The sequence below is a fragment of the Streptomyces sp. NPDC058469 genome (genome assembly GCF_042721125.1).
GTDB lineage: Bacteria > Actinomycetota > Actinomycetes > Streptomycetales > Streptomycetaceae > Streptomyces.
The window spans coordinates 1-11476 of record NZ_JBHXME010000250.1 but is presented as its reverse complement, the minus strand read 5'-3'; the positions used below and the strand labels follow the sequence as shown (position 1 = coordinate 11476).

Genomic DNA, 11476 nt, shown 5'->3' with positions numbered 1-11476 from the left:
CGCTCGCCGGGAGGGCGCAGTTGGCGCGGAGGGCAGCGGTCGTCGTCGGGAGAGACGACAGGGAAGGTGCGATCGAGGCGTTCGAGGCGTTGGCGGCCGGGCGACCGCATCCGGCGGTGGTGCTCGGGCCCGAGACGCAGCCTGCGGGGAGCGGGACCGTGTTCGTGTTTCCCGGGCAGGGGTCGCAGTGGGCAGGGATGGGGTTACGGCTGCGGGAGGAGTCGGCGGCGTTCGCGGCCGCGCTCGATGACTGTGCGCAGGCGCTCGAACCGCATACCGGGTGGCGGCTGCTTGATGTCCTGGCGCTGCCCGAGCTGCCGGGGGGAACCGACGTGGTGCAGCCCGCGCTGTTCGCCATGATGGTGGCGCTCGCCCGGCTCTGGCAGCATCACGGGGTCGAGCCCGACGCCGTGATCGGGCACAGCCAGGGAGAGATCGCCGCCGCGCACATCTCCGGCGCGCTCAGTCTGGACGACGCCGCGCGGGTCGTCGCCGTCCGGGCGCGGGCGCTGCTCGACCTCGCCGACACCGGACGGATGGTCTCCGTCCCGCTCGACGCCGGCTCCGCCGAGGCCCTCATCGGCCGGCTCGGCCTCACCGGGGAGCTGCACATCGCGGCCGTCAACGGGCCCGCCCTGACCGTGGTGGCCGGGACGACCGCCGCCGCCGGGACGCTGCTCGCCCACTGCGCCGCCGAGCACGTCGACGCCCGCATGATCCCCGTCGACTACGCCTCGCACACCCCGCTCATGCGCCCGCTGCGCGCCGTTCTCCTGGCCGAGCTGGGCGACGTGACCGCGATGCCCGCGCGGATCCCGTTCCACTCGACCCTCACCGGTGGCCTCCTGTCCGACACGACCGTCCTGGACGCGGCCTACTGGTACGACAACCTCGCCAACCCCGTCTTGTTCCTGCCGACGCTCACCGCACTCGCCGAAGACCACACGCTGTTCGTCGAGACGAGCCCGCATCCGGTGCTGGCGCCCGCGATCCGGGAGACCGCCGACGCGCCGGTCTCGGCGCATCCGACACTCCGCCGCGACGACGGCGGCCACCGCAGGTTCCTCGCCTCGCTCGCCGGTTTCCGCCTGCACTCGGCCAAGCCCGGCTGGCCCGCGCCGCGCCGCCCGGAGATCCCACTGCCGTCCTACCCGTTCCAGCCGGTCCGCTACTGGCTGGACCCGGCCGGCGACGGCAACGCCGCGGGCACCGGCCTCGACCCGTCCGACCATCCGCTGCTCGCGACGGCCGCCGTGCTCCCCGACGGCCGCTGGCAGGCGACCGGCGTGCTGTCGCCCGAAACGCCCGCGTGGACGCCCGACCACGCCGTGCACGGCGTCCCGCTGCTGCCCGCGACTGCGTTCCTCGACCTGGCGCTGCACGCGGGCGACGTCACCGGCTGCCCTGTCGTGGAGGAGCTGACCCTCCAGGCACCGCTCACCCTGACCGACCCGTGCGACCTGCACGTCTCGGTCACCGCCCCGGACGACCGGGAGCGCCGCAGGATCACCGTCCACTCCCGTCCGCGTTCGGGCGGCGGCTGGACCGAGCACGCGTCCGGGACCCTCGTGCCCACCCCTCCGCAGGCTCTGCCCGCCCACACGTCCTGGCCGCCGGACGGCTCAGCCGCCGCCGACGTCACCGGCCTCTATCCGGCGCTCGCCGACCGTGGCTACGGTTACGGCCCCGCCTTCCAGAACCTGCGCGAGTTCCGCACGCGCGGCGCTGAGCTGCACGCCCTGGTGCGGCTCCCGTCCGACCTGCCCGCCGGACGGCACGGGCTCCACCCGGCACTACTGGACGCCGCGCTCCACGCCCTGCTGCGGGCGAACGTCCTCGACGGCGACGGCCCCGTCAGCCTGCCGTTCTCCTGGTCCGGAGTCCGGCTGTGGGCGACCGGCGCGGAGACCCTGCATGTCGTGCTGACACCGCTGCGGCCCGGCGCGGTCTCCCTGCACGCCGCCGACCCGTCGGGACGGCCGGTGCTGACCGTCGCCGAGCTGACGCTGCGCGAGCAGGCCGGCGGCCCGGCCCCCGCCCGGACCGCGGACGACCTGTTCGACCTCGGCTGGCTACCCGCCGGGCTCCCCGACGCGGACCGTCCGGCGCCGCTCCGGCTCGACGGGCCGCTCGTCGATCTGGCGGCGGCCGTCGAAAGCGGGACGGTCGAAGCCCCCCTGGACGTCGTCGTGCCGCCCGCGATGATCGCCGCGACCTGTGGCCGCGAGCTGGACGACTGCGACTGCCCCGACTCGGTCGCCACCGCCACCATGGCCGCGCTGGCCCTCCTCCAGGAGTGGCTGGCCTCGCCCGCCCTGCACGGCGGCACCCTCACCTTCTGCACCGTCCGCGCGCACCGGCTGCCCGGCGACGACCATCCGATCCACCTGTCACACAGCGCGGTGTGGGGTCTGGTCCGGTCCGCGCAGAACGAGAACCCCGGCCACTTCCAGCTGCTGGACGTCGTCGCCGACGTCCCCGGGGAGATCGCGGCCGGCGTCTCGGCCGCCCACGCCCTTGACGAGAACCAGCTGGCACTGCGCGGCGGGGCCGTCCACGTGCCCCGCCTCGCCAAGGCCGCCGCCGGACGGCTCCTGCCGCCCGCCGGGCCGTCGTGGCGGCTGGACATCACCGGCCTGACCGGGACGTTCGATGATCTCGAAGTGGTCCCGTCCGACGCGCCGGACGTCCCGCTCGGCCCCGGCGAGGTTCGGGTCGCGGTGCGGGCGGCGGGCGTCAACTTCCGTGACGTGTTCGTGTCGCTCGCCATGCGCGAGGGCGAGACCGGGCTAGGCCTGGAGGGTGCAGGCGTCGTCCTGGAGACGGGGTCGGAGGTGACCGGCCTGGCGCCCGGCGACCGGGTGTTCGGGCTGTTCTCCCACGCGTTCGCGCCGTTCGCGGTCGCCGACGCCCAGCATCTGGCGCCGCTGCCGGAGGACTGGACGTTCGAGCAGGGCGCGTCGGCCCCGATCGTGTTCCTCACCGCCTACCACGGCCTCGTGGATCTCGCGCAGATCAGGCGCGGGCAGCGGGTGCTGGTGCACGCGGCGGCGGGCGGCGTCGGGATGGCGGCCGTCCAGCTGGCCCGGCATCTTGGCGCCGAGGTGTTCGGGACGTCGAGCGCCGGCAAGCGGGACGCCCTCGACGCCCTCGGCCTGGACGAGGCGCACCGGGCGGACTCGCGGAGCCTGACGTTCGAGGACACAGTCCGCGAGTCGACCGGCGGCCGCGGCGTCGACATCGTGCTGAACTCGCTGGCCGGGGAATACGTCGACGCCTCGCTGCGGCTCCTCCCCGGGGGCGGCTCGTTCGTCGAGATCGGCAAGACCGACATCCGGGACGCCAGGGCCGTCGCCGCCGACCATCCGGGCGTCGCCTACACCGCGTTCGACCTGCTCGTGGTGGACCCGGACCGGGTCCAGGCGATGATGGGTGAGCTGTCGCGGCTGTTCGCCTCCGGGACGCTGCGGCCGCTGCCGGTCCGCGTCTGGGAACTGGCGGAGGCGCGGGCGGCGCTCCGCCACCTGCAGGAGGGCGCGAACGTCGGCAAGGTCGTGCTGACCCCGCCGCGGGCCCTCGACCCGGACGGCACCGTCCTCATCACCGGCGGCACGGGCACGCTCGGCGGCCTCGTGGCCCGGCATCTGGTGACCGTCCACCGCGCCCGGCGGCTGCTGCTCGTCGGCAGGCGCGGCCTGGACGCTCCCGGCGCGGCCGAGCTGGTCGAGGAGCTGGAGGGCCTGGGGGCGCGGGTGACCGTCGCGGCCTGTGACGCGGCCGACGCCGTCGCCCTGGACACGCTCCTGTCGGGGCTCTCCGCCGAACATCCACTGACGGCGGTCGTCCACGCGGCGGGCCTGCTCAGAGACGCGCCGATCACCGGCCTGACCGAGGAGGCCCTGGAGGAGGTGATGCGGCCGAAGATCCACGCCGCCTGGAACCTGCACCAGCAGACCTGGGACCTCGATCTGGCCGCGTTCGTGCTGTTCTCGTCCGCGACCGGGGTGCTGGGCAACCCCGGGCAGGGCAACTACGCCGCCGCCAACACCTATCTCGACGCGCTCGCCCATCTGCGCCGCGGGCACCGGCTGGCGGCCCTGTCGGTGTCGTGGGGCCTGTGGGAGCGCGGCAGCGGGATGACCGGCGAGCTGACCGACGCCGACCGTGCCCGGCTGCGCCGGGCGGGCCTGACCCCGCTGGCCGACGATCATGCCCTCGCGCTGCTGGACACGGCGCTGCGGCTCGGCAGCCCACACGTGGTGGCGACGCCGCTGCCGCCAGGGACCGCGGCCGCGCATCCGTCGCCGCTGGTGCGCGGCCTGGCGCCCGCGGCCCGGCGGGTCGCGGCGGCGGGCAGCGCCCCCGACGCGACGGGCTGGGCGGGCCTGATCGCCTCCCTGCCGGAGGACGAACGGTACACACGGGTGCTCGGAGAGGTCCGCGACCAGGTCGGGATCGTGCTGGGGCATCCGTCGCCGGAGAGTCTCGACACCGGGCAGGCATTCCGGGAGATCGGATTCGACTCGCTGACAGCGGTGGAGCTCCGCAACCGGCTCAACGCGCTGACCGGGCTGCGACTGCCGACGACGGTCGTGTTCGACCGGCCCACCATCGACTCCCTCACCCGGTTCGTGCTGGAGGAGCTGTCCGGGAGCGTCCCGGCCGCGCCCACGGCCGCCGTCGCGGTGGCGGCCGACGACGATCCGATCGCGATCGTCTCGATGAGCTGCCGTTATCCCGGCGGGGCGGACACCCCCGAAGCCCTGTGGCGGCTCGCCCTGGACGGCGTCGACGCCATCGGGGCGTTCCCCCCCGACCGGGGCTGGAGCGCCGAGCTGTTCGACCCCGACCCCGACCGTCCGGGGACGTCGTACGTCCGGGACGGCGGATTCCTCTACGACGCGGGCGAGTTCGACGCCGAGTTCTTCGGGATCAGTCCGCGTGAGGCGCTCGCCATGGACCCGCAGCAGCGGCTCCTCCTGGAAACCGCGTGGGAGGCGCTCGAGAACGCCGGGATCGACGCGGCGGAGCTGCGCGGCCGTCCGGTCGGCGTGTTCGCGGGCGCCATCGCCCAGGACTACGGGCCGCGCATGCACCACGACCCGCGCGACGTCGGCGGCTACCTGCTGACCGGTTCGATCACCAGCGCGATCTCAGGCCGGGTCTCCTACACGTTCGGGTTCGAGGGCCCCGCCGTGACGGTCGACACCGCCTGCTCGTCGTCACTGGTGGCGCTGCACCTGGCGGCACATTCGCTGCGGTCGGGCGAGTGCGAGATGGCGCTGGCGGGCGGCGTCACGGTGATGAGCTCGCCGGGCATATTCCTGGAGTTCAGCCGCCAGCGGGGCCTCGCCCCCGACGGCCGGTGCAAGCCGTTCTCGTCCGCCGCCGACGGGACGAGTTTCGCGGAGGGCGCGGGACTGGTCGTCCTGGAGCGGCTGTCGGACGCCGAACGCCGCGGGCACACCGTCCTCGCGGTCCTGAAGGGGTCGGCGATCAACCAGGACGGCGCGAGCAACGGGCTGTCGGCGCCGAACGGACCGTCGCAGGAGCGGGTGATCGAGCAGGCGCTGCGCAACGCCGGGCTGACCGCCGGGCAGGTGGACGCCGTCGAGGCGCACGGCACCGGCACCACGCTCGGCGACCCGATCGAGGCGCAGGCGCTGCTCAACACCTATGGCCGCGGCCGTGACGACGCTCCGCTGCGGCTGGGGTCGATCAAGTCGAACATCGGGCACAGCCAGGCCGCCGCCGGCGTCGCGGGCGTGATCAAGATGGTGCAGGCGATGCGGCACGGCACGCTGCCGAAGTCGCTGCACGTGGACGCGCCCTCCCACCACGTCGACTGGGAGTCCGGCGCGGTGGAGCTGCTGACCGAGACGACTCCGTGGCCCGACACGGGACGTCCGCGCCGGGCGGCGGTGTCGTCGTTCGGGATCAGCGGCACCAACGCGCATCTCGTGCTGGAGCAGGCTCCGGAGCCCGTGCCGGTGGACGCCGGTGGCACCGAGGTCGTGGCGGTCCCGCTGTCGGCGCGGACTCCGCAGGCGCTGCGGGACGCGGCCGGGAGGCTCGCGGCCCATCTCGCCGTACGGCCTGAGGCGGCGCCCGGCGGGCTGGCGGCGGCGCTGGCGCGGCGGCGGCCGCTCCAGCACCGCGCCGTGGTGATCGCCGGGTGCGACGACCGGGCTGGGCTCGCCGAGGCCCTCGCGGCGCTCGCCGCCGGTGAGCCGCATCCGGATCTGGTGGTCGGCGAGCCGCGCGGCGGTGGTGTCGCGTTCCTGCTCAGCGGGCAGGGCAGCCAGTTCTCCGGCATGGGACGTGACCTGCATACCGCGTTCCCGGTATTCGCGGCCGCCTTCGACGAGGTCTGTGCGGCGTTCGGGCCGCATCTCGAACGGCCGCTCAAGGACATCGTGTTCGGCGACGACGACGCGATCAACGACACCGCCTACGCACAGCCCGCACTCTTCGCCCTCCAGGTCGCCCTCTTCCGGCTCCTCGAAGACCACGGCGTCCGCCCCGACCAGCTACTCGGACATTCCATCGGCGAACTCACGGCCGCCCACCTCGCCGGACTCTGGACCCTCGACGACGCCGCCCGGCTCATCGCGGCGCGCGGACGGCTCATGAGCGCACTCCCCGCCGGCGGAGGCATGCTCACCGTCCAGGCGGGCGAGGCGGAGCTGACGCGTCATCTGGACGGCGTCGAGGTCGCGGGAGTGAACTCGCCGCGTTCGACGGTGCTGTCCGGGCCGCTCGACGCCCTCGACCGGGTGGCGGAGCGGCTGGCCGAGGACGGCATCGACGCGCGCGGCCTGGTGGTCAGCCACGCCTTCCACTCGGCCCTCATGGAACCCATGCTCGCCGACTTCCAGAAGATCGCCGAGACCATCACCTACCACCCGACCCGGCTTCCCGTCATCTCCAACGTCACCGGTCTGACCGCCACCGAAGAGCAGCTCACCGACCCCGCCTACTGGACGTCCCAGATCCGCAGCGCCGTCCGCTTCCACGACGGGCTCACCCACCTCCACGCCGAACACTCCCCCGCCCTCTACCTCGAACTCGGGCCGCGCCCGACACTCGCGACGCTCGCCGAACAGTCCCTGGACGGGGCGGCCGCCGTGTTGCCGGTGCTGCATCACCGGAAGCCGGACATCACCGCATATCTGACGGCCTTGGCGGGCCTGTACGTTCGGGGCAGGGCCGTGCTGCCCGTAGACGGCCCGGTGCTCGACGTGCCGCCGCCCGCTTACCCGTTCCAGCGGACCCGGTACTGGCTGACCGCGGCGAACGACGCCGGAGACGTCACCGGGCTCGGGCTCCGCGCGGCGGGGCATCCGCTGCTCGCCACCGAGACGACGCTGCCCGACGGCCGCTGGCAGGCGACCGGCAGGCTCTCCCGGGAAGGCCTGCCGTGGCTCGCCGACCACGCCGTCCACGGTGCGCCGCTGCTGCCCGGCACGGCCTTCCTCGACCTGGCGCTGCACGCCGGACGGGCCACCGGCTGCCCCGCCGTCGAGGAGCTCACCCTGCGCAGCCCGCTGTTCCTCGAACCCGGCCGTCCCCGCGACGTGAACGTCACCGTCGCGGCCCCCGACGAGCTGGGGCACCGCGCGCTGACCCTGCACGCCCGGACGGGCGACGACGAGGAGTGGACCGAGCACGCCTCAGGCCTCCTCGCCCCCTCCGGAGACCTTCCCGAAGCGGCGGACCCGCCGTCCGGCCATGCCGACGCCGTCGACCTGACGGACCTGTACGAGCGGCTCGCCGACCACGGCTACGACTACGGCCCGGCGTTCCAGAACCTCCACGACCTGGAGCGCGACGGCGCGGTGTTCCACGGGACCGTCAGGCTCGGGCCCGACCACGACACCGCCGGGTTCACGGTGCATCCGGCATTGCTGGACGCCGCGCTGCATCCCCTGGCCGTCCAGGGCATGGCGGACGGCGCGTACCCGCTGCCGTTCACCTGGCGTGACGTGCGCGCCATCCCTTCGGACGCGGCCGAGCTACGGGTGCGGATCGCCCCGGCAGGGCCGGGCGCCGTCGAGGTCACGGTGACCGATCCTGCCGGCCTGCCGATCCTGTCCGTGGGGGAGTTGTCGACCCGCCCCGTCTCGGCGGAGGAACTGCAGCGGGTCTTCTCCGGCCGGAACCCGGTGCCGCTGACGACGGTCGTGTGGGAGCCGGTCGGCTCCGGCGACGCCGGCGGGACGGTCGGCGGGGTGCTGGAGGTCCCGTCCGGGCTGGAGCCCCTCGCGACGGCCGGGCACGTCCTGGACGCGGTCAGGTCCTGGCTCGGCGCGGACCACGACGGGCCGCTGCTGGTCGTCACCCGACCGGCGGACGGCGCCGATCTGGGGCAGGCGGGCGTCCCCGGGCTGGTCAGGTCCGCGCAGTCGGAGCATCCCGGTCGGATCGTGCTGCTGGACGCCGACACGGACGTCACCGCCGAGCTCGCGGCGGCCGCGATCGGGACCGGCCGTCCCGAGCTGCGGCTCCACGACGGCGGGTTCCGCGCGCCCCGGCAGGCCGCCGCCGCGCCCGGAACCGGGCGGTTCCGCACCGACGGAACCGTGCTGATCACCGGCGGGATCGGGGCGCTCGGCGGGCTCATCGCCGAGCACCTGGCCGTCCGGCACGGCGTCCGGCGGCTGCTGCTCACCGGGCGGCGCGGCCCCGCGACGCCGGGCGCGGCCGACCTCAAGGCCCGCCTGGAAGGCCACGGCGCCGAAGTCGTGATCGCCGCCTGCGACGCCGCCGACCCTGGCGACCTCGCCGCGCTCCTCGCATCGATCCCGGCCGAGCACCCGCTCACGGCCGTGATCCACGCGGCGGGAACGCTGCGCGACGCGCCCCTGGACCGGCAGACACCGGAGCATCTCGCCGACGTGTTCCGGCCCAAGATCGACGCCGCCTGGAACCTGCACCAGCAGACCCGCGACCTCGACCACTTCGTCCTGTTCTCGTCCGCGGCCGGGTTCCTCGGCACGCCGGGGCAGGCCAACTACGCGGCGGCCAACACCTGCCTCGACGCCCTCGCCCACCACCGCCACGCCGAAGGCCTTCCCGCCACCTCGATCGCGTGGGGGCTGTGGCAGGAGGTGGGCGGCATGACCTCGCGGCTCACCGACTCCGACCTGGCCAGGTTGCGGCGGGCGGGGATCGTCCCGCTGACAGCCGAGCAGGGTCTCGCCCTGTTCGACGCCGCCCTGGCCGCCGCCGAACCGTATGTGATCGCCGCACCGCCGCCGAAGAAGGCCGCGCCGCCGCGCACGCGGGGCGGCGGCCTCGCCGCACGGCTCGCCGGATGCGCCGAGGCTGAGCAGTCCGAGATCGTCGCCGAGGTGCTCCGCACCGAGGTCGGCACCGTCCTCGGGCTCGGCCGCGACGCCGTCCTCGACCCGGACCTGACCTTCCGCGACCTGGGATTCGACTCCCTGGCCGCCGTCGAGCTCCGCACCCTGCTGGTCAAGGCGACAGGCCTCAAGCTGCCGTCCACGCTGGTGTTCGACCATCCGACGGCGGGCGCCCTCGCCCGGCATCTGCGGGCTGAGCTCACGGGGGCCGCCGGAGCGGGCGCGGTGGTCAGGTCCCGGAGTGCCGATCCCGGCGAGCCGATCGCGATCGTCGGGATGGGCTGCCGCTACCCCGGCGGGGTCAGGTCGCCGCTTGACCTGTGGCGTCTGGTGGAGTCCGGCGGCGACGCCATCGGCCCGTTCCCCGCCGACCGCGGCTGGGACGACGACCTGTTCGACCCCGACCCGGAGCGGACCGGAAAGTCCTACGTCAGGCACGGCGGCTTCCTGTACGGGGCGGGCGACTTCGACGCGGCGTTCTTCGGGATCAGCCCGCGTGAGGCGCTCGCCATGGACCCGCAGCACCGGCTGCTGCTGGAGATCTCCTGGGAGTCCCTCGAAAGCGCCGGGATCGACCCCGGCACGCTGCGGGGGCGGTCCGTCGGGGTGTTCACCGGCGTCATGTACGACGACTACGGCCAGCGGGTCGCGCGGTCGTCGGGGTCGTTGGAGGGCTATCTCGTCAGCGGCAGCGCCGGGAGCATCGCGTCCGGCCGGGTCGCCTACACCTTCGGGTTCGAAGGACCCGCCGTCACCATCGACACCGCCTGTTCCTCCTCGCTGGTCGCGACCCATCTCGCTGCGCAGTCCCTGCGGTCCGGCGAATGCGAACTGGCGCTCGCGGGCGGTGTGACGGTCATGGCGACCCCGTCGGTCTTCCTGGAGTTCAGCCGCCAGCGGGGCCTGGCGCCCGACGGCCGCTGCAAGCCGTTCTCGGCGTCCGCGGACGGGACCGGCTGGGGCGAGGGCGCGGGCGTGCTCCTGCTGGAGCGGCTCAGCGACGCCCGCCGTAACGGCCACGAGATCCTTGGCGTGATCCGCGGCACCGCCGTCAACCAGGACGGCGCGAGCAACGGGCTCACCGCACCGAACGGCCCGTCGCAGGAGCGGGTGATCGGCCAGGCGCTGGCCGGCGCGCGGCTCACAGCCGGCGAGGTCGACGCGGTCGAGGCGCACGGCACCGGCACCACGCTCGGCGACCCGATCGAGGCGGGGGCTCTGCTCAACACCTACGGGCGCGCGCACTCCGCCGACCTGCCGGTCTACCTGGGCGCGATCAAGTCGAACCTCGGGCACACGCAGGCCGCCGCCGGAGTCGCCGGAATGATCAAGATGGTGCAGGCGATGCGGCACGGCAGCCTGCCGAAGACCCTGCATCTGGACGGGCCCTCGCCGCACGTCGACTGGTCCGCCGGGCACGTGGCCCTGCTGCCGGAGACGACGCCGTGGCCGGAGACCGGACGGCCGCGCCGCGCGGCGGTGTCGTCGTTCGGGATCAGCGGCACCAACGCGCACGTGATCCTCGAACAGGCTCCCGGGGCCTCGGCCGCCGTCGAGCCGGAGGCTGGGCCGGTGCTGGTGCGCCTGTCGGCCAAGGATCCGGCGGCGCTGCGGGAGGCAGGGGCGCGGTTCGCCGGGCATCTCGCGGAGCATCCCGAGGTAACGGCGGGCGAGCTGGCGGCGGGGCTCGCGGCCCGGCCGCTGTTCCCCCACCAGGCGTCGGTGGTCACCGGCGATCGGGGGGTCCTCGCCGGGGCCCTCTCCGCGCTCGCGGCCGGTGAGCCGCATCCGGATCTGGTGGTCGGCGAGCCGCGCGGCGGCGGTGTCGCGTTCCTGTTCAGCGGGCAGGGCAGCCAGTTCTCCGGCATGGGACGTGACCTGCATACCGCGTTCCCGGTGTTCGCGGCCGCCTTCGACGAGGTCTGTGCGGCGTTCGGGCCGCATCTCGAACGGCCGCTCAAGGACGTCGTGTTCGGCGACGACGACGCGATCAACGACACCGCCTACGCACAGCCCGCACTCTTCGCGCTTCAGGTCGCCCTCTTCCGGCTCCTCGAAGACCACGGCGTCCGCCCCGACCAGCTACTCGGGCACTCCATCGGCGAACTCAC

General features: G+C 74.4%; 1 protein-coding gene. It reads left to right on the top strand.

Annotation, left to right across the window (positions count from 1 at the left end; translation table 11 throughout):
* Positions 1–158: 158 nt before the first annotated feature.
* Positions 159–11476: SDR family NAD(P)-dependent oxidoreductase (locus ACFWP5_RS49740; protein WP_384173163.1), on the top strand; the 11318-nt coding region annotated here is incomplete at its 3' end.